Origin of the sequence: Candidatus Kosakonia sp. 282A-S69 (assembly GCF_029433855.1) — a bacterium.
GTDB classification, from domain to species: Bacteria; Pseudomonadota; Gammaproteobacteria; order Enterobacterales; family Enterobacteriaceae; genus Kosakonia; species Kosakonia cowanii_A.
In genome coordinates, this window is the sequence record NZ_JAROAU010000003.1 from 2,300,932 (window position 1) to 2,324,435 (window position 23,504).

At 56.3% G+C, this 23,504-nt stretch carries 18 protein-coding genes; 5 read left to right on the forward strand and 13 right to left on the reverse strand.

Features of this window, described 5'->3' with window-relative positions:
- The first annotated feature begins 84 nt into the window (after positions 1–84).
- From pncB to PU683_RS16660, 4 genes are all read left to right on the forward strand, one after another.
- Complete coding sequence (gene pncB, locus PU683_RS16645; protein ID WP_277173400.1) at positions 85–1,287, forward strand: nicotinate phosphoribosyltransferase; 1,203 nt, start codon at positions 85–87, stop codon at positions 1,285–1,287.
- Positions 1,288–1,446: 159 nt separating this feature from the next.
- Positions 1,447–2,847, forward strand: coding sequence for an asparagine--tRNA ligase (gene asnS, locus PU683_RS16650; protein WP_277173402.1), 1,401 nt, complete (start codon positions 1,447–1,449; stop codon positions 2,845–2,847).
- 605 nt (positions 2,848–3,452) lie between these two features.
- Positions 3,453–4,541: a porin gene (locus PU683_RS16655; RefSeq protein WP_277173404.1), complete on the forward strand. Its 1,089-nt coding sequence runs from the start codon at positions 3,453–3,455 to the stop codon at positions 4,539–4,541.
- A 186-nt stretch (positions 4,542–4,727) separates the two neighbouring features.
- Complete coding sequence (locus PU683_RS16660; protein WP_277173406.1) at positions 4,728–5,918, forward strand: amino acid aminotransferase; 1,191 nt, start codon at positions 4,728–4,730, stop codon at positions 5,916–5,918.
- A gap of 49 nt (positions 5,919–5,967) precedes the next feature.
- On the opposite strand, the gene PU683_RS16665 is transcribed toward PU683_RS16660, so the two are convergent.
- The 7 genes from PU683_RS16665 to cmoM form a co-directional block, all read right to left on the reverse strand.
- Positions 5,968–6,615, reverse strand: a complete 648-nt coding sequence (locus PU683_RS16665) for an MBL fold metallo-hydrolase (RefSeq protein ID WP_277173409.1) — start codon at positions 6,613–6,615, stop codon at positions 5,968–5,970.
- Positions 6,616–6,641: 26 nt separating this feature from the next.
- On the reverse strand, positions 6,642–7,190 hold the full coding sequence (gene mepK, locus PU683_RS16670) for a peptidoglycan L,D-endopeptidase MepK (RefSeq protein ID WP_277173411.1): 549 nt from the start codon (positions 7,188–7,190) through the stop codon (positions 6,642–6,644).
- 188 nt (positions 7,191–7,378) lie between these two features.
- A complete protein-coding gene (gene ldtD / locus PU683_RS16675; RefSeq protein ID WP_277173413.1) occupies positions 7,379–9,184 on the reverse strand; it encodes a L,D-transpeptidase in 1,806 nt (601 codons plus the stop codon).
- 181 nt (positions 9,185–9,365) lie between these two features.
- Positions 9,366–13,814 carry a chromosome partition protein MukB gene (mukB, locus tag PU683_RS16680; RefSeq protein WP_277173415.1) on the reverse strand — a complete coding sequence of 1,483 codons (4,449 nt, stop codon included), beginning with the start codon at positions 13,812–13,814 and terminating at the stop codon, positions 9,366–9,368.
- A complete protein-coding gene (mukE, locus tag PU683_RS16685; protein WP_277173417.1) occupies positions 13,814–14,518 on the reverse strand; it encodes a chromosome partition protein MukE in 705 nt (234 codons plus the stop codon). Before mukE ends, mukB begins: the two co-directional genes overlap by 1 nt.
- A complete protein-coding gene (mukF, locus tag PU683_RS16690) occupies positions 14,499–15,821 on the reverse strand; it encodes a chromosome partition protein MukF (protein WP_277173419.1) in 1,323 nt (440 codons plus the stop codon). The genes mukE and mukF overlap by 20 nt, the downstream gene beginning before the upstream one ends.
- Positions 15,814–16,608 (reverse strand): tRNA uridine 5-oxyacetic acid(34) methyltransferase CmoM, encoded by a 795-nt coding sequence (gene cmoM, locus PU683_RS16695; RefSeq protein ID WP_277173421.1) that lies wholly within the window; start codon positions 16,606–16,608, stop codon positions 15,814–15,816. Before cmoM ends, mukF begins: the two co-directional genes overlap by 8 nt.
- A gap of 118 nt (positions 16,609–16,726) precedes the next feature.
- Here cmoM and elyC point away from each other — a divergent pair, with 118 nt between their 5' ends.
- A complete protein-coding gene (gene elyC / locus PU683_RS16700; protein WP_277173423.1) occupies positions 16,727–17,506 on the forward strand; it encodes an envelope biogenesis factor ElyC in 780 nt (259 codons plus the stop codon).
- Here the strand turns inward: elyC and PU683_RS16705 are convergent.
- From PU683_RS16705 to msbA, 6 genes are all read right to left on the reverse strand, one after another.
- Entirely contained in the window at positions 17,483–18,376 is an 894-nt protein-coding gene (locus PU683_RS16705) for a YcbJ family phosphotransferase (protein ID WP_277173425.1), read from the reverse strand. The genes elyC and PU683_RS16705 overlap by 24 nt on opposite strands.
- A gap of 134 nt (positions 18,377–18,510) precedes the next feature.
- Complete coding sequence (kdsB, locus tag PU683_RS16710; protein ID WP_277173427.1) at positions 18,511–19,260, reverse strand: 3-deoxy-manno-octulosonate cytidylyltransferase; 750 nt, start codon at positions 19,258–19,260, stop codon at positions 18,511–18,513.
- Positions 19,257–19,439: a Trm112 family protein gene (locus tag PU683_RS16715; RefSeq protein ID WP_277173429.1), complete on the reverse strand. Its 183-nt coding sequence runs from the start codon at positions 19,437–19,439 to the stop codon at positions 19,257–19,259. The genes kdsB and PU683_RS16715 overlap by 4 nt, the downstream gene beginning before the upstream one ends.
- A gap of 50 nt (positions 19,440–19,489) precedes the next feature.
- Positions 19,490–20,722: a winged helix-turn-helix domain-containing protein gene (locus PU683_RS16720; RefSeq protein WP_277173431.1), complete on the reverse strand. Its 1,233-nt coding sequence runs from the start codon at positions 20,720–20,722 to the stop codon at positions 19,490–19,492.
- Between the two features lie 45 nt (positions 20,723–20,767).
- Positions 20,768–21,745: a tetraacyldisaccharide 4'-kinase gene (lpxK, locus tag PU683_RS16725; RefSeq protein WP_277173433.1), complete on the reverse strand. Its 978-nt coding sequence runs from the start codon at positions 21,743–21,745 to the stop codon at positions 20,768–20,770.
- Positions 21,742–23,490: a lipid A ABC transporter ATP-binding protein/permease MsbA gene (gene msbA / locus PU683_RS16730; protein ID WP_277173435.1), complete on the reverse strand. Its 1,749-nt coding sequence runs from the start codon at positions 23,488–23,490 to the stop codon at positions 21,742–21,744. Before msbA ends, lpxK begins: the two co-directional genes overlap by 4 nt.
- Positions 23,491–23,504 lie beyond the last annotated feature (14 nt).

Consider the following 23,504-nt stretch of genomic DNA (forward strand, 5'->3'; position numbering starts at 1 on the left):
ATGAGTAAACAAGGTATACTCCAGCGACTTACTTGCTTTGTTTAATCTACTAAACGCTCCTGTAAGAGGATGCTACTGCGCGCCATGACTCAACTCGCTTTTTCTGGTCTGCAAACGCTGCTGGATACCGATGCCTACAAACTGCACATGCAGCAAGCGGTGTTCCATCACTACTATGATGTGCATGTCTCGGCGGAATTTCGCTGCCGCGGCGATGATCTGCTGGGCATTTATGCCGACGCAATCCGCGAGCAGGTTGATGCCATGCGCCATCTGCGCTTGCAGGATGACGAATTCCTCTGGCTCTCCGGCCTGCCCTTCTTCAAACCCGACTACCTCGCCTGGCTGCGTAACTTCCGTTACGATCCGCAGCAGGTCACCATCAGCAACGAGAGTGGCAAGCTCTCGATTCGCCTCTCCGGTCCGTGGCGCGAGGTGATTATGTGGGAAGTGCCGTTGCTGGCGCTGATTAGTGAAGTGGTCCACCGTTGCCGTTCGCCTGAAGCGGGCGTACAGCAGGCTCTGCTACATCTGGAGAGCAAACTGGCAGATTTCGCTGCGCGCACCGCGTCGCTGGATATGTCCGGTTTCCGGCTGATGGATTTCGGCACCCGCCGTCGCTTCTCTGCCGACGTCCAGCAAGCGATTGTTGAGCGGCTTAAACAGGAGCCATGGTTCGTTGGCACCAGCAATTACGATCTCGCACGCAGACTGTCGCTGACGCCGATGGGTACCCAGGCTCATGAGTGGTTCCAGGCGCATCAGCAAATTAGCCCCGATCTGGCGACCAGCCAGCGTGCCGCGCTGGCTGCATGGCTCGCGGAATACCCGGATAAACTCGGCATCGCCCTGACGGATTGCATCACCATGGATGCATTCCTGCGCGATTTCGGCCCGGAGTTTGCCACCCGCTATCAGGGGCTGCGCCATGATTCCGGCGATCCCGTTGAGTGGGGCGAGAAAGCAATTGCGCATTATGAAAAGCTCGGTATCGATCCGTTGTCGAAAACGCTGGTCTTCTCCGATAACCTCGATCTCAATAAAGCGCTGGATCTCTACCGCCATTTCGCTTCGCGTATCCAGCTTGGCTTCGGCATCGGCACGCGCCTCACCTGCGATATTCCTGACGTTAAGCCGCTTAATATCGTGATTAAGCTGGTGGAGTGTAACGGGAAACCGGTGGCGAAATTGTCTGATAGTCCCGGAAAAACGATTTGTCACGATAAGGCGTTTGTTCGCGCATTGCGTGAGGCCTTCGACCTGCCGCAGGTGCGAAAGGCGAGTTAATCATCAGGGAGCCAGCCGGCTCCCTTTTTTCATGACAAATTATTAATGCTGCCTGCGAATTCTGCTTGTCTGATGGCGCTCGCCAGGTAACATAGGTGATCCCGCCCATTTCGGGTGGACAAGTGTTTATTTTTTCCGACTATTAATAGAGAGAATATTATGAGCGTTGTGCCTGTAGCCGACGTATTCCATGGTCGCGTTGCCGTTGACAGTGAAGTGACGGTTCGCGGATGGGTGCGCACCCGCCGAGATTCTAAAGCTGGTATCTCCTTCCTCGCCGTTTACGACGGCTCCTGCTTTAATCCTGTACAGGCCGTTATTAATAATTCTCTGCCCAATTACAATGATGACGTTTTGCACCTGACCACTGGTTGCTCGGTCGTGGTTACCGGCAAAGTTGTGGCCTCGCCGGGCGAAGGCCAGAGCCTGGAGATTCAGGCAACCTCCGTAGAAGTGACCGGCTGGGTTGAAGATCCGGATACCTACCCGATGGCGGCGAAACGTCACAGCATCGAATATCTGCGTGAAGTCGCACACCTGCGCCCGCGCACCAACCTGATCGGCGCCGTCGCGCGCGTCCGCCATACGCTGGCGCAGGCGCTGCACCGCTTCTTCGACGATCAGGGCTTCTTCTGGGTCTCTTCTCCGCTGATCACCGCTTCCGATACCGAAGGCGCCGGCGAAATGTTCCGCGTCTCGACGCTGGATATGGAAAACCTGCCGCGTAACGCCGAAGGCAAAGTGGATTATGACAAAGACTTCTTCGGTAAAGAGGCGTTCCTGACGGTTTCCGGTCAGCTGAACGCAGAGACTTATGCCTGCGCGCTCTCTAAGGTTTATACCTTTGGCCCAACTTTCCGTGCGGAAAACTCCAACACCAGCCGCCACCTGGCCGAGTTCTGGATGCTGGAGCCGGAAATCGCCTTCGCTAACCTCGAGGATAACGCCCGTCTGGCTGAAGCGATGCTGAAATACGCCTTTAAAGCGGTGCTGGAAGAGCGTCTGGACGATCTGCAGTTCTTCGCCGAGCGTGTTGATAAAGATGCTATCGGTCGTCTGGAGCGCTTTATTGCGGCTGACTTCGCTCAGGTCGATTACACCGATGCGGTGGCAATCCTTGAGAAGTGTGGTGAGAAGTTCGAAAACCCGGTTTACTGGGGTGTCGACCTCGCCTCCGAGCATGAACGCTATCTGGCTGAGAAACACTTCAAAGCGCCGGTCGTTGTTAAAAACTATCCGAAAGACATTAAGGCTTTCTATATGCGCCTTAACGATGACGGAAAAACCGTGGCGGCGATGGACGTGCTGGCACCGGGCATTGGCGAAATCATCGGTGGCTCACAGCGTGAAGAGCGCCTTGATGTGCTGGATGCACGTATGGCTGAAATGGGACTCAATAAAGAGGACTACTGGTGGTATCGCGATCTGCGCCGCTACGGCACCGTACCACACGCCGGTTTTGGTCTCGGCTTTGAACGTTTGATCGCTTACGTTACTGGCGTGCAGAACGTTCGCGACGTGATCCCGTTCCCGCGTACGCCGCGCAACGCGACCTTCTGATCTTAGGAATGTCAAACAAGGCCAGCACATTTGCTGGCCTTTTTATTCTCTGCTGTCAACTTTTGTTAACACGATCACACTTTTCCCCTCTGTGAAATCGCCATTACTACGTTTCTTTGCGTTTTTTTACGCATGAATTGCTTCGCAATAAAAATCACGCCCGTGAATATTTCAAAGTGTTTCATTCGGATGTTTAGCACATTTGGTTAAAATTAGCACAGCTATCTGGACGTCTAAATTCAAATATAAGAAAAAGCCTTATCTGCCGCTTTTGTGCATAAGGTATGCCTTTATCTCAATTAAACATAAGTAATTCATATAAATAGGAATGGAGGCGCTGTTTTTTTAAGCGACTGGTGCGGAAGTTAGAGATGGTTCACAAAGTTCCGTTAAATACACAAATTTTTACATATTATTTCTTCTTGTTACTTCTTTAAGACATTTGTAGCACTTTCAGGCTAGCGAAACGTTTACTTGTTTGGAAAGATGCCTCTCAGACACAGAAAGACACCAAACTCTCATCTGTAGTTCCGTAAATTTTTTTTGACGGATTTACACGGCGGCAGTGGCAGGTGTCCAAAAAAAACCAATGAGGGTAATAAATAATGATGAAGCGCAATATCCTGGCAGTGGTTATCCCTGCCCTGCTCGTAGCGGGCGCAGCTAACGCTGCTGAGATCTATAACAAAGATGGCAACAAAGTTGATCTGTACGGTAAAGCTGTAGGCCGTCATGTTTTTACCACTACTGGTGATAACAGCTCCAACGGCGATGCCAGCTACGCTCAGCTTGGTTTCAAAGGCGAAACGCAAATCAATAGCGATCTGACTGGCTACGGTCAATGGGAATACCGTGTCAGCGCAGCTCGTGCGGAAGGTGAGCAGCAGAACGGCAACACGCGTCTGGCATTTGCTGGTCTGAAAGTCGCTAATGCTGGCTCCCTGGATTACGGCCGTAACTACGGCGTTGTGTATGACGTTGAGTCTTACACCGATATGGCCCCGTACTTCTCAGGCGAAACTTGGGGTGGCGCATACACCGATAACTTCATGACCAGCCGTGCTGGTAGCGTCCTGACTTATCGTAACTCCGATTTCTTTGGTCTGGTTGATGGCCTCGCTCTGGCTGTTCAGTACCAGGCTAAAAACGAAGATGACCACAGCCTCATCGCACAGAACGGTGATGGCGTAGGTTACTCTTTAGCTTATGACTTTGCAGAAGGTTTCGGCGTTTCTGCTTCTTATGCAAACTCAGACCGTACTACCTCTCAGGAAGCTGATGGTAACGGTAAAAATGCAGAAGTTTGGGCTGTTGGCGCGAAATACGACGCTAACAATATCTACCTGGCAACTGTTTATTCAGAAACCCGTAACCTGAGCATCGTAAAAAGTAGCCTCGTCGGGACTGAGTTCGCTAACAAAACCACCAACTTCGAAGCTATCGCTCAATACCAGTTCGATTTCGGACTGCGTCCGAGCCTGTCCTATGTACAAAGCAAAGGCAAAGGTCTGAACGGCGGTGAGAGCAGCGCAGATCTGGCTAAGTACATCGAAGCTGGCGTAACGTATTACTTCAACAAGAACATGAACGTGTTCCTGGACTACCGTTTCAACCTGCTTGACACCAACGAATACTCCAGCAGCTACGTGGGTACCGACGATCAGGCAGCTGTAGGTCTGACCTACCAGTTCTAATCAGTCACCCTCGACTGTTACAGGCATTTAAAACAGGGCTTCGGCCCTGTTTTTTTATGCCTGCGGCAAAAAGCGCGACGACTTTTGAAAAGCGTCGCGCTTTTTATTGCAAACGGTTGGCAATTCCCCTGCCAGCCGTTAACCTGATAACGGAATTCCCTTCTGTCATCAAAATGGAACCTCGTCATGTTTGAGAATATTACCGCTGCCCCTGCCGACCCTATTCTGGGCCTGGCCGATCTGTTTCGCGCCGATGAACGCCCGCACAAAATTAACTTAGGCATCGGTGTCTATAAAGATGAAACCGGTAAGACGCCGGTGCTGACCAGCGTGAAGAAAGCAGAGCTCTACCTGCTGGAAAACGAAGCCACCAAAAACTACCTCGGCATCGACGGCATTCCAGAATTTGGCCGCTGCACCCAGGAGTTACTCTTCGGCAAAGGCAGCGCCATTATCAATGACAAACGCGCACGGACGGCACAAACCCCAGGCGGCACCGGCGGTCTGCGCGTTGCCGCAGATTTCCTTGCCAAAAACACCAGCGTAAAACGCGTCTGGGTCAGCAACCCGAGCTGGCCGAACCACAAAGGCGTGTTCAACTCTGCTGGCCTGGAAGTGTGCGAATACGCTTACTACGATGCACAGAACCATACCCTCGATTTTGACGGCCTGCTGGCCAGCCTCGAGCAGGCGCAGGCGGGCGACGTGGTGCTGTTCCACGGCTGCTGCCACAACCCGACCGGTATCGATCCGACGCTGGAGCAGTGGCAGACGCTGGCGAAACTCTCTGTAGAAAAAGGTTGGCTGCCGCTGTTCGATTTTGCCTATCAGGGCTTCGCTCGCGGTCTGGAAGAGGATGCAGAGGGGCTGCGTGCCTTCGCTGCGCTGCATAAAGAGCTGCTGGTCGCCAGCTCCTACTCGAAAAACTTCGGCCTCTACAACGAGCGTGTAGGCGCTTGTACGCTGGTCTGCGCTGATGCAGATACCGCCGATCGCGCGTTCAGCCAGATGAAATCCGTGATCCGCGCCAACTACTCTAACCCGCCAGCCCACGGCGCGTCAGTGGTTGCCACTATCCTCAGCAATACCGCCCTGCGCGCCATCTGGGAGCAGGAGCTGACCGATATGCGTCAGCGCATCCAGCGTATGCGTCTGCTGTTTGTTAATACCCTGCAGGAGAAAGGGGCGAACAGCGACTTCAGCTTTATCACCCGCCAGAATGGCATGTTCTCATTCAGCGGCCTGACCAAAGAGCAGGTGCTGCGCCTGCGAGAAGAGTTCGGTATCTACGCCGTGGCCTCCGGGCGTATTAACGTCGCCGGCATGACGCCGGACAATATGGCCCCGCTGTGCGAGGCGATTGTCGCCGTCCTGTAAGAAAGACGCAGGAAAGTAAAAAGGGTCGCTTACGCGACCCTTTTTTTGTTTACCACACCGGTTGTTCATCCTGCAGGAACGGGTTATGCAACCGCTCATTCCCCAATGTCGAGAGTGGTCCGTGACCCGGAATAAAGGTCACGTCATCACCAAGCGGCAACAGCTTATGCTTGATGGAGTGAATCAGTTGCGCGTGATCCCCTTTCGGGAAATCGCTGCGTCCTACGCCGCCTTTAAAGACCACGTCGCCGGAGATAAGCAAACGTGACTGCGCGTCAAAAAAGACGATATGCCCCGGTGTATGTCCCGGACAGTGCAGCACCTGCAGGCTGATATTGCCTACGGCTACGCTGTCGCCTTCATTTAACCAACGATCGGGCGTCAGCGGCTGGCAATCTTCGAGGCCAAACATGCGGCTCTGCGCCGGTAATCCCTGTAGCCAGAACTCATCTTCTTTTTCCGGGCCAATAATCGGCACACCATAATGCTGCGCCAGTTCCGCCGCTGCGCCAACATGATCGAGATGACCATGCGTGAGCAGGATTTGCGTCACCGTCACACCACACGCATCCACTTCCTGAATAATGCGCTCTGCGTCTCCGCCAGGATCAACCACGGCTGCGAGTTGAGTCTGCTCACACCAGATTAACGAACAATTCTGGGAGAACGCGGTAACCGGAATAATACGATAGTTCATACTGCTCCTGTAGCTCAGACTGAGTTTTACCAGTGCCTTACCGGCCCGGTGTCAATATGCACAAAATTGCTTTTGGGGTAGTATCCTACACCACCCGCGCGCAGAGATAACGCAGCTTTGCGAATATTACTCAGGGAAATCCCTTCAATATGGAAATCCATCGCCTGGCCTTTGGTGTGATAGCTTTTTTTCGCTACACCGCGGCTATGAGCGCGCAACTCGTTATTAGTATCAACAGAGCGATAACCGGAGATGAGTTGGACAGGTTTATTGGTGCCTAACAGGCCTTGCAGACGGAAGAGGTGATCAAAGAGCTGAGGATCCATGCGCGTAATTTTATTGGCGCGGTAATCACGGAAGAAATGGTTGAGTTTTGCTAATTCATCCTGAATATAGCCTTTACCATCAAAGAACTCAGCTTTAATAGACTCCCCGGTATTAAGATTATTAAGTCTTAAAATACGCGGGCGCGGCGTGGAGAGCGTCGCAAAAGCGGGGGTGGGCAGCAGAGCAACACCGAGTGTGGCTCCACCCAACGCCAGCAATTTGCGGCGATTAGCGTCAAATTTATCCATGATAATCAGATCTACAGAAAAAGTGCATTGAACGATTTTTATGCACTGCTTTAGCGCACGAGAGGCACCTTACCGGGCATCAAACGCCGCGTCAAGGCGGCCTCTCCCCTGCAATCCCGGGCTCTGTAGCATGAACCGCCCGGAAATTGCCTGTCACTATGACAACGGAAAATCGCAAACTGCTTCATTTACCTGATTAATTTTTCGGCTTTCGCCAGAACAAGCGCACCGGTGCGCGCCGTCAGATCATAATTGTAAATATCTGTGCGGTATTGCGTGCGTCCATCCGCACCAACAAACGCGGTCAAATAGTAAAGATTGACCGGAATATCATGGCGAATATTAACGTAACGCGTATCACCCTGCTTCAGGGCATCGGAAATACGCGTATCGCTCCAGCCCGCATCCTGCAACAGCATATTGGCAAGCTCCGAGGATTTATTCACCCTGACACAGCCGGAACTGAGCGCACGCGCCTGTTTCTGGAACAGAGCATGGTTAGGCGTGTCATGCAGATAAATCGCGTCAGAACTGGGCATATTGAACTTATAGCGCCCAAGCGAGTTAGTCACGCCAGGTGCCTGCTGGAAGCGGAAAGGCAAGTTGGAAGGCGTAATGGTCGCCCAGTCGACCATCGTCGGATCGATCGGCTCTTTACTGTTCCAGCCGCGCAGCACGGTGTAACCATGTCGCTCAAGATAGGTGGGATCGTTCCACAGCTTCGGCAGGATATCTTTGCGCGCCAGCGTCGGCGGCACGTTCCACGGTGGGTTAACCACAACGTTGTTAAGCGCACTACTCATCATCGGCGTTTTACGATCCGGACGGCCGACAATCACTCTCGACGACAACACTTCATTGCCGTTGAGGTAGTAGACCAGTGAATACTCCGGAATGTTGACCATAATGCCGGTTGAGAGCGTGGAGGGCAGCAGGCGCAGACGCTGGATATTGAGCGCCAGCAGCCCGGCGCGCTGCGCAGGTGTGACGTTCAGCCAGTCGCGCGTGCTTTTACCGATCACGCCATCAGCATGCAAACCCTGCCAGGCCTGAAAACGTTTTACGGCCTCAACCAGCGTGCGGTCATAGGCTTCGCGCGCGGCGCGCTTTTTCTTAGGCACAGGCTCAGCCGAGGTGCTGACCGCGGCATTACCATCCGGCAGCGCGATCTCCGCGCCGCTCTCCAGCATGCCGTTACGCTGCAGAATCTCACGCAGTGCCGGAACGTCATTGCTCCACTGCCCCGGGCGCAGTGAAGCTGTACCGGTCATCTCCGGCCACGGGCGCGAATCCGCCACCAGCGTCAACAAAGATTGATGCATCGCCGCATATTGCGGATGATGCGGTGCCAGAGTGGCAATAAAAGCAGGCAGGGAGCCGTTATCAAGCGCGGATTGCCACTGGTTGATCACCGAAATGGCGGGCGTCGCGAGCGCATAGGGCTTATCGCTGTAGAGCCAGCGCTGGCCTTTCGCCTGGATACCGGCCACAAACTGCAGGTAGCCCATCATGGCGTCTGAGAGTACGACATCCCTCGCCATGCCAGACACATCCGGGTTAGTCAGCAATTCGACCCAGGTGGTGAATTGCGGTTGAAAGCCGCCAATGGCCACTTCCGCCAGCTGCTGCTGGAAAGCCTGAACCGCTTCGCGATTCTCCCACATCGGCTTCTGACCGCGGGCGGCATAGAGCGCCGCGAGCTGATCCATATAGACCGGTGTCCAGTTTGCCGGTAGCTGAGATTGCAGTTGTGCCCGCACGTCGGCAACGGAGACGCCATTTGGATAGGGTTTCACGCCGATCATCATCGCCGTCGCCGGAGATTGTTCCAGCGGCTGCGGCAATACGGTCGGCTGATCGCCCGGCGTCGCCGAGGTATCAACCGGTACAACTTCAGGCTCATCAGCCTGCGCATTAAACAGCGGAGCAAATGCGAATGCCAGGCATAAACTCAACGCCGACATTCGACGACCATACGACTTCAAAAGCAACATCCCTGCCCCCTGTTCTCACCTTGCATGTGACTAAATGTCACCTTTTTCTCAGTATATAAAGACAAAAAAACATTTGTCTGCCCTACTGTAAAGAAGTTTAAAGATTAAACGCCGACTGGCAATCTTTTTTCAGCAAACAAAAAGAGCGGCACTGAGGCCGCTCTTTATTATTGTGCTGTAATTACGAGGCCTCCGCCGTCCCGGGGAGCGTTTCCGGCAGCTGCGGGGCAAAGCCACGCAGGCCAACAACATGCACATGTTCTTGATTCTGCACCACTTTACGCACCAGCTTATAGGTCGTGCCCTTCTCCGGGCTGATGTTCTCTGGCGCCGCGATAATCAGCTGCATCTCCAGACGCTCACACAACTCAAACAGCGTGGCAATAGAGCGGGCGTCAAGACGGGCCGCCTCATCCAGGAACAGCAGACGGCAAGGCGAGATATCTTTTCCGCGCAGGCGACGGGCTTCATCTTCCCAGCTCTGCACCACCATCACCAGAATCGACATCCCGGTACCGATCGCCTCCCCGGTCGACAGCGCGCCCGATTCAGCACGCAGCCAGCCGTCGGAGCCACGGTTAACTTCCACTTCCATCTCCAGATAGTTGCGGTAGTCGAGCAGCTCCTCGCCAATGGTTTGCGGCGTGCGCTGCCCCATATCGATTTGCGGGTTGAGGCGCTGATAGAGCTTGGCCAGCGCCTCCGAGAAGGTCAGGCGGCTGCTGTTAAACAGATCCTGGTGCTGCTCATGCTGCTCTGAAAGCACATTCAACAGCGTGGCGTGGGTTTCACGCACGTTTACATTTAAGCGCACGCTGTTGACCTGGCCGAACGAGACGCTCTGCAAGCCCTGGTTAAGCATGCGGATACGGTTCTGCTCACGCTGAATGGTTTTGCGAATAATATTCGCCACGCTGCGGGAGCTGATCGCCAGCTTCTGCTCGCGGGAGGTGAGCTCTTCCGTCAGGCGGCTCAGCTCAATCTCCATCTGCTCAATCGCTTCGACCGGATCGTCAGTACGAATAATATCCTGACGGATACGTTCGCGCAGATGCTGGTAGACCGCGACAAAGAACTGGATCTTGCGCTCCGGACGTTTTGGGTCTTCCGACATGCGCAGCACATCGCGCAGGTGTTCATTATCCGCCACCGCCAGACGCAGCGCACCCAGCGCTTTATCCGACATTGAACGCAGCTCATCGGCAGAGAGGTAGGCCAGCTCACGGCGGTGAAGACGACGTTCAACGCCGTTATCTTTCACCATGCGCATCACCGCGCACCAGCCCGCTTTCGCACTCACCACCTGTTCGCGCATCTCGTGATAATCGCGCTCCAGACGGCGTAACTTGCGCGTCAGGTTATCCATCTCGGCTTCACAGAAGGTGAGCGCTTTTTCCAGCTGATTGCGGCGCGAGCGGTTGCCGGAGAGCTGGGCATGCAGTTCGTCACGACGCTGACGCGCCCGCTCCTCTGCTCCGCTGTCGGCGCGCACCCCGATATCCTGCAGCTCTTTTTGCAGGTCGTTAAGCAGCTCTTTTTTGGTATCAAACGAACTCTTCAGCGAGGCGAGTACCTGGTTGTACTGACCGTACTGCGCGGCATGGCTGCGCATCGCTTCGCGCGCGCGGGCACGCTCCGCTTCGGCCTGCTCCAGCCGCTGGCGCAGCTTCTCGTTGAGATCGTTATTGCCGTTAAACATCTCGGCAGAGTCGGAGTAGCTGAAGTGCGCCCGGCGCTGAACCACTTCCGCCAGCGCGAATGCCTGCTGGCGCGCATCACGCTGCACCTGCTGCGAAGCAGCGTAATCGGCTTTAAGCTGCTCAAACTGCTCCGGATCGCTCTGCAACACGGAGACCATCGGCTCGAGCTTCGCCAACGGGTTGCCAAACTGCTGAATAAAGCGCGCGGCTTCCTGCGCCTCATCCAGGCGCTCCTGGATCTCATCGACGCGATCGGCAAGGGTTTCATCGGCCAGCAGACTCAGGCGCGGCAGCAGACGGTTAAGCTGAGCCACGCCCTCTTTCGCCTGCTCAAACTGAACGCGATTCTGCTGGTTATCATTTTCATGATTGCTGATGGCGCGCTCGAGCTCGCCGCGGCGGCTGTTGAGGGTGCGAATTTCTGCTTCCGGATCGTCCTCGAATGCCACGCCAATATGGCTGCCAATAAAGCGGCTAAAGGCCTGATGCAGGCGCTGCGTTTTCTGCACATCAAACGACAGGGTGGCGAAACGTTCCGCCAGCGTTTCCCGCTCGGCGTGGAGGCTTTCAATCCGGCTTTCACGCGCGGCGCGGCCAAAGATCGGCAGCGTCGGGAAGCGGGAGTAGCGCCACTGGCGGTCGGCAATTTTCACCACTACCGCTTTTTCCAGCTCATCCACGCTAAATACGCTGTCATCGAAAGATTGCGGATCCCCTTCGATCAGATAGAGATCTTCCGGGCAATCCTCCAGTCCTTCGAGCATACCCGCAACCAGCGAGAGATCCGGCACCACGATAGCATGACGCGACGGACCATACAGTGCCGAGTAGTAAGGGGCATCTTCGAGGCTGACGTCATCATAAATTTCCGAGAGCAGGACGCCGCCAAAACGTTCAGCCAGCGCATTGAGGCGCTGATCTTCCGCACCGCCAGGCTGGCTTAAACGTTCGATCTCATCATCGACTGCGCGCTTACGCGCGCCAATCTCATCACGCTCAACAATGGCTTCGCGCTCGCGCTCCAGCAGCTGTTGCAGATACTCGGTCACATCCTGACCCGATTCGAACTGCTCGCCGCTCTGTTCACACAGTTGCGACAGGCTGTTCTGCGCCGCCAGCCAGATCGGCGCGCGTTTGGTGAGGGTCTGAATGCGCGACTGCAGATGCTCAAGCTCCTGGCGCAACGCCATACGCTGCTCGCTTGCGGCAGAAACATGGTCAGAGAGCGCGGCAATCTGCGCTTCCAGCTGCTGATGCAGCGCTTCCAGCTCATCGGCATCAATCTGTTTGCCCTGACGCTTGCAGAACTCAGCCAGCAGGCGCTCGGCGTCCTGCTGCTCGCGCAGGCGCTGCTCCAGCTCCGTCAGGCGCATGCGCAGGGGCTGAACCTGCTCCGCCAGGTGGCGCTGGTTGACCGCATCGCGCAGCAGCTCCCGCGCCACGCTCCAGGCTTCGTTACGTGCCAGCGGGCCATTAATGGCCGCCACCAGCTCATAGGCCTGCTCAAACTGGCTGTGTGCGGTTTGCGCGACGCTGATTTTTTGCTCCAGCGACAGCAGCTTCTCGGTCGCTTCCTGCTCTTTAGCCTGGAAGGTCTCCAGCCACTCGTCGGCGCTCTCAATAGAGAGATCCGGCAGATGGCAGAGTGTTTTCGCCCGCTCAAGCGCCTGTAGCGCCTGATTGTACTGAATCGCGCGGGTCTGCTGGACATCCAGCGCCTGCTGGTAATCCGCGAGCTGGTTTTTCAGCTCATCCACTTCCAGCTCCGCGGCTTCGGCACGGGCTTCATTATCTTCCTGCCGCTCGGCGGCTTCGGCCACCACTTCCTGTTGCTCTTCGAGGCGGATCTGCAACTCTTCCAGGTCGGCTTCGTAGCGCTCAATCTTCTCCTGCTGACGCAGCGCGGTCTGGACGAGGTTCAGGTGATCGCTTGCGGCCTGATAATCGGCTTCCAGATCCCCTTCTGCACCGCTGTGTTCCGCCAGCTCGCGCGCCATATCGACATGCTTATACTGCTCAGCGGCCAGCTGTTTACGCGAGGTAAAAAGATCGCGGCGATACTCCAGCGCTTTGTCCAGATGCACCCGGCGCTCGTTGGCGTGACGCATATAGTCTGCCGCCACATAATCGGTGGCTTCGCTGATCAGGTGTTTAAACAGATCGCGGTCGGACTGGGTAACGCGGATCGCCTCCAGCGTCATGCGGTTTTCGCGCAGCGCCGCTTCCATATCCTGGAACGCTTTACGCACGCCGCTGTTTTCCGGCAGCAGGTAGTCGCGCAGGGAGCGGGTAATGGCGCTGGAGATACCGCCGTAGAGCGAGGCTTCAATCAGGCGGTAGAATTTACTGCGATCGGAGGCGGAGCGCAGGCGACGCGCCACGATCCCCAGATCGAACATCAGCGAGTGGTAATCAGTGATGGAGTTGAACTGCTTAAACTGCACCCCTTCCATCGCATCGAGCTTATCTTTCACTTCCTGTAGCGTCAGGACACGCGCCTGGCGCTCATTCAGGGTTTCCGTCAGCAGCTGCGTCGGCAGCATTGCGGTAGGCAGCCCCTGAATCGCAAAGGGTTTGATATCCACTTTGCGATCGCGTCCGGCCACCTGCTGCAAACGTACGCCCACCAGCACACGCTGGTTGCGGGAGTTGATCACATCCAGCACCGAATAACAGACGCCGGCTTTCAGCTTGCCGTGCAGACCTTTGTCGCGCGAGCCTGAAGTCGCGCCCGCTTCGGTGGTGTTACGGAAGTGCAGCAGCGTCAGATCCGGGATCAGCGCCGTAACAAACGCCGCCATGGTGGTCGATTTCCCGGCACCGTTACCGCCCGAAAGGGTGGTGACCAGCTCGTCGAGATCAAAGGTGCGGGCAAAAAAGCCGTTCCAGTTAATCAGCGTAAGCGAACGAAATTTACCGCGATCAATCATTACTCTTCCTCCGAGCTATCCGGCTGGTTCTCTTCAGGCTCATCATTGAGCTGCAGGTGATTTTCGACAGGCATCGCTTCACCGTCGCGGATCATGCGCAGCTGCGCTTCACGCGCATCGTCACCCGAACGCACATCGGCACCAAAGCGGAACACCGATTCGGTGATGCGGAACTTGCTGCTGTCATTGCCCATAAACCAGATCATGCCGAGACGGCGCAGACGGTTGAGGGAGGAGCGCACCTTTTCCTGCAGCTTCTGACGATCGAGATCGGAGCCAGTTGAGCGGTTGTTCACCAGCTTCAGCAGCTTGTTTTCATCCGCCAGCGACAGCAACTCGTCATAGAGTTCCTGCTGGGTAAAAATCCCCTCGTTAGCCAGACGCTCCGGGCTGAGATAGAGATAGCAAAGAATTTTGCCGACCATCATATCCAGCTCAGAGAGCACCGAGCGCGGGATGAGGGTGGTGGAGCGCGGGCGCAGATAGAAAAAGCCCTCCGGCGCGCGGATAAGCTCCACGTTATACCGGGCGTAGAACTCCTCGAGATACTCCTGGAAATCCATCAAAAAGGCGTGATTATCCAGCTCGTCGAGGCCAATATGCCGCCCTGAGCGCAGTGCGCTATCCAGCGCCGGAAACAGCGGGTTTGCCAACGCTTGTGCCAGTTTTACCGGCATCACTTGTTCAATATTTGTCGATGACATGCGCCTGTACCTTGGCTCCGTAATCATTAATCGGCTGCCACTTCGGCGGCAGGCCGGTGAAATCTGCTTGCGCTACGCCGAGACGTACCGCCTGATCAACTACGATGCGCGCGATGTCAAAGTGACGTGCACGCGGGTATTGCGCCAGATACTCGCGGGCCACAAGGCCGAGGTCGAGCGGCACACCTTTGGTTTTGTAGATAGCCAGCTGCTGTTCAATCAGCGCCGCGAGCTGTTCGCGTATTTCGTTAAACTCTTCGAACTCCATCTCCGTCGGCAGCTCACCGGTCACCTCTTCGTCACGCAGCGCCATCTCTTCATCGCGCATATCCAGTAAGCGGTCAGCGCTGGCGTGGGTCAACGTCCACGGCGCATCGAAATAGGTCTGTACCGACTGACGCAAACGCTGGGCGAAGACGCGGTTTTTATCCATATCAATCGCGGTACGGATAAATTTATGCACGTGACGGTCGTAACCGATCCACAGGTCGATGGACTGCTGTCCCCAGCTAACAATGCGGTCAAGCTTGCTTTGCAGGTTAAAGACCAGCTGATCGAGGAACTCGAGATCGTCGCGTCCCATCGTCGCGTCCTGGATGCTCAGCAAGTTGGTCTGCAGCTTATCCCCGGCCGCTTCGAGCGTATCCTGCAATTCGCGCAGCGTACCGGAGGTTTCAGAGAGCAGTAACTCACAGCTGGAGATGGCGGCGCGCCAGTCCTTGTTCAGCAACTGGGCAATATCATCTTTCACCTGCTGCTGCTGCTCATCCATGATGCGCTGGGTGAGATCGATGCTGTCGAAAATCTCTGCAACAGAGTATTTCAGCGGCGCAAAGACGTTGCGATGCCAGTGAAACTCATCCCCGCCCTCTTCTGCCGCATCGGCGGCGCGCTTCAACTCGGCTGCCACAATCGAGAGCTGCATTGAGAGGCGCAGCGTGGAGAACTCGCGCTGGCGGATATAGTAATCGGTAATACCGATGCCCAGCGGCGTCAGGCGGTAGATGGCGTTGCCCTCTGCCTGCTCGCTGGTAAAGCGGTTCAACAAACGCTGGCGCACCATATCGTTAATGGCGTTGTTCGCGCGCTGGTTAACGGTTTCGCTGGTTTGCTCAAACGCTTCACTCACATGACGAAAGGCATCCACCAGCTCGCCTTCGCTCATTTCGCCATCAAGTCGTTCGCCGTTAAGGGTGGCGACAGCCAGCAAAAAGGAGAGCCTGTCGACCGGCAGCGAGATGGAGAAATCATTTTTCCTGGCCCAGGCAACCAGTTCGGGGACTGTCTGGGAAAATTCACTCATCGTTTGTCCTTCCATCGATTTGCGGCTTACGGGCTGTCACGTGGATATAACGGCCGAGGCTAATATAGGGTTCCTGCCGGCAGTAGCGGGTTTCCAGCTCCAGCAGCATCTCGAAACTGCGCTGCTGCTGAGTTTTGTCGCGCAGATAGTCATGAAAGACACGCACACCGGTTTTGCCGGTGATGTGCCAGCCAATCTGCTCAAGCCAGCGGTAAACCTCGGCGGGCGCACGCGGGTAATCCGGGGAGAGCGTACGCTTCTTCCGCTTCGGCATGCCCACCTGCACATAATCAAAGTTCCCTGCCACCATGTTATGCATCAGCAGGCCGTCGGCATTGTAAAACATCAGCGACAGCGCGCCGCCCGACCTTAATACCGTCCACAATGTTTGCAGCACGGCGAGAGGATCGGCGACCCATTCAAGAACCGCATGGAACAATATCAGATCAACCGGCGATGCCAAATGCTGAGCGATATCCTGAACCGGGCAGTGTACAAAATGCATGTTACCGCTGACGCCTTTCTCTTCTGCCGCAGCCTGCGCGCGTTTAAGCATCTCCTGCGACACATCGCAGAGGGTCACATGATGGCCAAGCTGCGCCATACGGATCGCCGTTTGCCCCTCTCCGCCGCCCGCGTCAAGCACGTGCAGCGGGCCGTCATTCATTTCTGCCAGTAATATATCAAGATCCTGCCACAGGATCGCCTGACGCAGCAGACCTTTTGTCGTGCCGTAAATGTTGCGCGAGAATTTCTCGGCGATATCGTCGAAATTGCGATCCTGCATAGCCGCCCTACGCTCCTGGCAAAAGCGCTATTTTGTCACAGCCGTGCCGATAATGAACCTATCTGGTGTAAGATCCGCGGAAATCGCCTGCTGTATGCTCAAAAAGGAGACGGATACAGTGCTTTTCACACTGAAAAAAATCGTTGGTGGCCTGATGCTGCCGTTGCCGCTTTTACTTTTAGTTATCGGGGCTGGAATTGCGCTGGTCTGGTTTAGCCGCTGGCAGAAGACCGGCAAGGTGTTTATCAGCGTCGGCTGGCTGATGCTGCTGCTTTTAAGCATTCAGCCGGTGGCGGATCGCCTGCTCAAACCGATAGAGGAGAGCTACCCGACCTGGCACGGTAGCGAGCGGGTGCAGTACATCGTTGTGCTGGGCGGCGGCTATACGTGGAATGAGAGCTGGGCGCCAAGCTCTAACCTGATCGGTAACAGCTTGCCGCGGCTCAATGAAGGGATCCGCTTATGGCGGGCCAACCCTGGTGCCAAAATGATCTTTACCGGCGCGGCGGCCATTACTAACACGGTCAGCACCGCAGAAGCGGGTGCCAGAGTTGCCGAGAGCCTTGGCGTGCCGCGTAGCGATATCATCACGCTTGATCAACCCAAGGATACCGAAGAGGAAGCGGCGGCGGTAAAGCAGGCGATTGGCGATGCGCCTTTCCTGCTGGTCACCTCCGCCTCGCATCTGCCGCGGGCAATGATCTTCTTTAAGCACGTCGGGTTAAAACCGCTGCCCGCGCCGGCAAATCAGCTGGCCATCGACTCACCGCTTAACCCCTGGGAGCGCGCGATCCCCTCACCGGTGTGGCTGATGCACAGCGACCGGGTGGGGTATGAGACGCTGGGGCGCATCTGGCAATGGTTAAAAGGCAGCTCAGGCCAGCCAGGGGAGGAGTGATTTCGACGCCAGATCGATATTGGCGCGGCTGAATCGCCCGGTATTCACCAGTTGCGCCACTTCGTCCCACAGCAGATAGAGCCAGCGCCGCCAGATAAAGGACTCGGCAACCGGCGCACGCTGTAAATAGTGCCACAGCAACCCTTCTGCCTGCGGGCCATCCACAAGGCGGAAGAGCTCATACTCGCGCGGTGCCCACAGCATTATGCCGGGGCCGACCATCGCCAGCAGCTGATCGCTGCGGGCATCTTTCAGCATGCTGCGCAGGTTAAAGCTGCCGTGCACCAGCACGCAGTTGTCGTTGAATCCTTCGAACAGCGCGGGCAGGCATTCGCGGGTGCGAAACAGCAGACGCTTATCCTGCATCGTCAGACCGGTGTTTTGATACTGGTTGAGAGTGGTCCAGAGCACTTCGACCCGCTGTCGGTACCAGGAGGGCCAGATATTCTCCTGGGTGCTGTCGACGGTACCCACGCAACCGTGGCTATCCTGACGATGCCAGGCGAGCAGCCCCTCGACGATCTGATCTTTAAGTTGCTCCCAGCGCTCCGGCGTGCGGGCGGGCGCTTCAACCGGAACGCCGCGCAGGCGTTCAATCAGCAACACGTCAGGACCAGGATGCTCTTCATGAGTCATCACGCCATAAACCACCGGCATGCGCACCGTACCGCTGCGGGCGAGCATAGAGATTTTCCACGCCAGCTGTTGTGCCAGCCCCGGTGTGGAAAAGCTTCTTGCCATCAGCGGCATCGGGTTTCCCCGGCTGTCATACAGAGTCCAGAGCGCCGAATCAGGTTTTTCACTGACGCACTCCATGCGGCTTAATTTCTCTCCCAAGAGATGACTTAACTCGGCGCGAAGTTGTTCCATAGCAAATGCCCCTACAAAAACGACTGCTTTTATAATGAGCGCCATACCGGAAGATGTCACCCCAATGAGATCAAATCAGGGTGAATATTTGACGAGATACAGCAAATCCCCTCCGGCCGGAGGGGATGAAAGGATTAACGCATCGCCTGGCGGACGCGCTCAAGATCGTCTGGCGTATCGACACCGGTGCCGGGTACCACGCTTGCCACGTCGACGTGGATTTTTTCGCCGTACCACAACACACGCAGCTGCTCGAGCATCTCGATCTGCTCCAGCGGGCTGGTTTGCCAGCTGACATAACGGCGGATGAAGCCGGCGCGATAGCCGTAGATGCCGATATGACGCAGGAAGCTGTCGCCGATGGTCTCACGCGAGGCGGCAAAACGGTCGCGATCCCACGGAATGGTCGCGCGGGAGAAGTAGAGCGCGTAGCCCTGCGCATCCATCACCACTTTCACCGCATTCGGGTTAAAGGCCTCTTCCGCACTCTCGATCGGCACGGCTAGCGTTGCCATACCCACATCGCGGCGCGCAGCCAGATTGTCTGCGACCTGGCGAATGATCGCTGGCGGGATCATCGGCTCATCGCCCTGCACGTTAACAATCACTGTCTCATCGCTGAAACCGCATTTTTCAACCACTTCAGCCAGTCGCTCGGTGCCGGACTGGTGATCGGCGCGGGTCATGCACACTTCGCCGCCGACCGCCTGCACTGCTGCCATCACCTCTTCATTGTCGGTGGCAACGATAATGCGCTCTGCGCCAGATTCGCGGGCGCGCTCCAGCACATGCACCACCATCGGTTTACCGTTGATGTCGACCAGCGGCTTACCCGGCAGGCGCGTCGAGGCGTAGCGCGCGGGGATGATCACCACAAAGCTCATGGACGGCTCTCTTCTGGGGTTAAGGCGCGGGCTTCGTTTTCCAGCAGCACCGGAATGCCTTCGCGTACCGGGAATGCCAGGCTGTCGGCTTTGCAGATCAGCTCCTGCTTATCCTGGGTGTAATTGAGTTTGCCGTTGCAGACCGGGCAGGCAACTATTTCGAGTAAACGGTGATCCATCTTTCCTCCTGAGAAACCGATGATGAGCAGATTGAACTTATCATAGGCAATTATGACGCCGCGTCTATCTCCAGACCGGCACGCGATGATGAAAACAGGCCATCGGGCAGACGTGAAAACGTAATGCGCCGCGCACCTTGCCAGCGCGCGAAGTCAGTGATCGCACGCTGTAAATCTCTCTCCAGCTGAAGCGACGGTGCAACGCCCTCTTCGAGAAACAGCGCAATCACCTCGAGCACACCGGTTTTGCGGTGCATTTTCGCATCCATCCGCCCGACCAGCCGTCCCCGGTGCAGCAGAGGCAGGACAAAGTAGCCATATTGCCGCTTCGGTGCCGGGGTATAACACTCCAGCCGGTAGCTGAAGTCGAATAATTGTTCCGCACGCTTGCGATCCCAGACAAGCGGATCGAACGGCGAAAGCACCGCGCTGTGGGTGGCGGTCAGCTTATCCGCCAGCGCCTGCTCCAGCAGCGGCAGCAGAGAGGTATGTAGCCAGGCCGGGCCGAGCCCTTCAACATTGACCGGTAGAATGGTTTGCGCTTCTTGCATCTGCGCCAGCGCCTCTGTCACTGCAGGACGACGCAGGCGATAGTAATCCGCCAGCCACTGCGCACGAAATAGCCCAAGGCTGCGGGCGCTCTTTTCCAGCATGATGGCTTCGGCCTGCTCCTGCGAGAGCAGATCGCGCACATCGTCCCAGTGCGGCATCACGCGCTGCGTCAGATCGTAGACACGCTGAAAATTACGCCGCTCAATGACCATCACTTTTCCGGCAGTAAACAGCCCTTCAAGGTGACGCTTATGGGGTTTCCACTCCCACCAGCCACTGGCACCTTTGCGCGGATGTTGAAAATCTGCGGAGCGCACCGGGCCATGCGCTTCAATGTGCGCGATAAGCTGCTCGATTTCAGCCGCGTGCTCATGCATCCACGCCTGGCGGTACTTCCACCCCATCTTGTCGGGCGCCAGCATGCGGTGACGGACGAGGGCAAAATCCTCGCGTGGCAGAAAGCAGGCCTCATGCGCCCAGTACTCCATCAGCTCCCCGTTACGCAGGGCATCATCCAGCCAGTGCGGCTCAAATGCGCCGAGGCGGCTGAATAACACCAGATAAGGGCTACGGGCGACAATATTAATGGTATCGATCTGCAGCAGCGACATGCGCCGGATGGTCGAGATAATATCGTCCGGTTTCGCACGTCGGGAGGGTTTTCGCAGCAGGCCCTGCGCGGCGAGATGGAGATGGCGAGCGGCGGTAAGCGAAAGTTGCGGCACAGACATAGGCGTTCCTGTTAATTAAACAGGGCGCAGCCGAGGCAGCTATCCTCAGCGCACCAGAGTGAGCAGATCCAGCAATAATTTTTCGGCCGCGTCGCCGGCAAGCTCTGCATCGACCGGCAGATACCACCAGTTAGCCTGTGCAAAAGGACGACATTTCACGGCATCTTTTTCCGTCATCACCAGCGTCTCCCCGGGCTGTAGCAGCGCATCAACATCCTTCTGCGCCAGCGCCTGGTGATCCGCCAGCGCCACGCTGCGCTTCAGCGTCGCGCCACACTCGCCAAGGGTGGCGAAAAAGCGCGGAGGATGACCAATCCCGGCCATCGCTATAATCTGGCCAAGCTCGTTTACCGCACGGCGTTCACCCGTCAGCAGGTTGACCGCCAGACCCGGGCGCAAACGCATGGCGATTTCGCCAGCCTGCGGCATGCCACCGTTCGCGATTGTCGCATCGACGCTTTTCAGGCGCGACGCGCGTTCACGCATCGGACCGGCCGGCAGCCACCAGCCGTTGCCGAAGCGCCGCACGCCGTCCACCACCACAATCTCTTTATCACGCGCCAGCCGGTAGTGCTGTAAACCATCGTCAGTGACGATCAGCTGCAGCGGATGCTGCGACAATAAAGCGTTGACCGCCTCGCATCTGTCCGGCGAAACCGCCACCGGCACGCCGGTACGCTGATAGATCAGAACGGGCTCATCTCCCGCCTGCGCTGTTGAAGTTTCAGGCGTCAACAGGAGCGGATAACGTTCGGCCTTACCACCGTAGCCGCGTGAAACCACGCCAACGCGGACACCGCGCTGCGTGAGCTGCTCAACCAGCCAGATAACCACCGGGGTTTTACCGTTGCCGCCCGCCGTCAGGTTACCAACCACCACCACCGGCACCGGCGCGCGCCAGGCTTTTTTTAATCCGATGCGATAAGCAAAACGGATCGCACCGCTCACCAGTCCATAGAGCCAGGAGAGCGGCAGCAGCAACAGCCACAGCGGGGATTCACCGGACCAAATGCGCGCAATCATTCGCCAAACTGCATCTTATGAAGTTGCGCGTATGCCCCACGCTGCGCCAGCAGCTCGGCGTGGCTGCCGCGCTCGACAATGCGGCCATCTTCTACTACCACAATTTCATCGGCCTGTTCAATGGTCGATAAACGGTGCGCAATGACCATTGAGGTACGGTTTTTCTGCAGCTCGTTCAGCGCCGCCTGAATGGCGCGCTCGGACTCGGTATCCAGTGCAGAGGTCGCTTCATCAAGGATCAGGATCGGGCTGTCACGCAGCAGCGCGCGCGCGATAGCGATGCGCTGACGCTGACCACCGGAGAGGAGCACGCCATTTTCACCAATGATGGTATCGAGACCGTTATCCATCTTATTGATAAAGTCGAGGGCGTAGGCCATCTCAGCCGCACGTTCTATCTCTTCACGGCTGTACTCTTCCGTACGCGCATAGGCAATGTTGTTCGCCACGGTATCGTTGAAGAGGTGGACGTTTTGTGAAACCAGCGCGACCTGATTACGCAATGAAGAGAGCGTGTACTCGCGCAGATCGTGACCATCCAGCAGGATTTCACCCTCATCAATATCGTAGAAGCGCGTGATCAGGCTGGCCATAGTCGTTTTACCTGAGCCTGAGCGCCCTACCAGCGCGACGGTCTTACCGGCCGGAATGGTGAGATTGATATTACGCAGCGCCGGCGTTTCGCGCCCCGGATAGGTAAAGGTCACATTGCGAAACTCAAGATCGCCACGCGCGCGTTCGATTTTGCGTGTGCCTTCATCTTTCTCCTGCTCGCTATCGAGGATCGCAAACAGCGTCTGGCAGGCCGCCATTCCGCGCTGGAACTGCGCATTGACGTTGGTCAGCGATTTTAACGGACGCATCAGCGCAATCATCGATGAGAAGACGACGGTGATAGTACCGGCGGTCAGCGTCTCCATAACGCTTGGGAAGCTCGCGGCATACAGCACGAAGGCCAGCGCCAGAGAGGCGATAAGCTGAATAATCGGATCGGAGATGGAGGAGGCCGAAACCATTTTCATACCCTGCAGGCGCATTTTGTTGCTGACTTTGTCAAAGCGGCTTGTTTCCACTTCCTGACCGCCGAACATCAGCACCTCTTTGTGCCCTTTCAGCATCTGCTCTGCGCTGGTGGTCACCTGCCCCATGGTGTTTTGCATATTCTTACTGATATTGCGAAAACGTTTAGAGACGACGCGAATGGCGATCGACACAATAGGTGCCAGCACGATCAGAATCAGCGACAGCTGCCAGCTGTACCAGAACATCATGATAAACAGCCCGATGATGGAGGCACCTTCGCGCACTACGGTGATCAACGCACCGGACGAAGATGACGCCACCTGCTCTGAGTCGTAGGTAATACGTGACAGCAGGGTGCCAGTGGACTGTTTGTCGAAGAAGGAGACCGGCATACCCATCATATGGCTGAACAGGCGACGGCGGATGGTCATCACCACTTTGCCGGAAACCCAGGAGATGCAGTAACTCGAAATGTAGCTGGTGATACCGCGCAGGATCATCAGGCCAATTACCACCAGCGGCATCCATAGCAGCACTGAGCGATCCGTTTTACCAAAACCATCGTCCAGTAACGGTTTGAGGAGCGATAACATAAAGGTATCGCTGGCTGCGTTGAGGATTAGCGCTATCGCCGACACGATCAGCCCCGCTTTAAAAGGCGCAATAGTCGGCCATAGACGGCGGAATGTCTGCCATGTAGAGAGATCTTTGTCGTTATGCATTCAAAAAACCAGCA

Excerpts from the sequence above, each read along its gene's own strand:
- asnS (WP_277173402.1), top strand. The coding sequence starts at position 1,447 with ATGAGCGTTGTGCCTGTAGCCGACGTATTCCATGGTCGCGTTGCCGTT.
- mepK (WP_277173411.1), bottom strand. The coding sequence starts at position 7,190 with ATGGATAAATTTGACGCTAATCGCCGCAAATTGCTGGCGTTGGGTGGA.
- kdsB (WP_277173427.1), bottom strand. The coding sequence starts at position 19,260 with ATGAGCTTTGTGGTGATCATCCCCGCGCGCTACGCCTCGACGCGCCTG.
- PU683_RS16720 (WP_277173431.1), bottom strand. The coding sequence starts at position 20,722 with ATGTCTGTGCCGCAACTTTCGCTTACCGCCGCTCGCCATCTCCATCTC.
- PU683_RS16660 (WP_277173406.1), top strand. The coding sequence starts at position 4,728 with ATGTTTGAGAATATTACCGCTGCCCCTGCCGACCCTATTCTGGGCCTG.
- PU683_RS16655 (WP_277173404.1), top strand. The coding sequence starts at position 3,453 with ATGATGAAGCGCAATATCCTGGCAGTGGTTATCCCTGCCCTGCTCGTA.
- mukE (WP_277173417.1), bottom strand. The coding sequence starts at position 14,518 with ATGTCATCGACAAATATTGAACAAGTGATGCCGGTAAAACTGGCACAA.
- mukF (WP_277173419.1), bottom strand. The coding sequence starts at position 15,821 with ATGAGTGAATTTTCCCAGACAGTCCCCGAACTGGTTGCCTGGGCCAGG.
- msbA (WP_277173435.1), bottom strand. The coding sequence starts at position 23,490 with ATGCATAACGACAAAGATCTCTCTACATGGCAGACATTCCGCCGTCTA.
- cmoM (WP_277173421.1), bottom strand. The coding sequence starts at position 16,608 with ATGCAGGATCGCAATTTCGACGATATCGCCGAGAAATTCTCGCGCAAC.
- PU683_RS16665 (WP_277173409.1), bottom strand. The coding sequence starts at position 6,615 with ATGAACTATCGTATTATTCCGGTTACCGCGTTCTCCCAGAATTGTTCG.
- mukB (WP_277173415.1), bottom strand. The coding sequence starts at position 13,814 with ATGATTGATCGCGGTAAATTTCGTTCGCTTACGCTGATTAACTGGAAC.
- PU683_RS16715 (WP_277173429.1), bottom strand. The coding sequence starts at position 19,439 with ATGGATCACCGTTTACTCGAAATAGTTGCCTGCCCGGTCTGCAACGGC.
- PU683_RS16705 (WP_277173425.1), bottom strand. The coding sequence starts at position 18,376 with ATGGAACAACTTCGCGCCGAGTTAAGTCATCTCTTGGGAGAGAAATTA.
- pncB (WP_277173400.1), top strand. The coding sequence starts at position 85 with ATGACTCAACTCGCTTTTTCTGGTCTGCAAACGCTGCTGGATACCGAT.
- ldtD (WP_277173413.1), bottom strand. The coding sequence starts at position 9,184 with ATGTTGCTTTTGAAGTCGTATGGTCGTCGAATGTCGGCGTTGAGTTTA.
- lpxK (WP_277173433.1), bottom strand. The coding sequence starts at position 21,745 with ATGATTGCGCGCATTTGGTCCGGTGAATCCCCGCTGTGGCTGTTGCTG.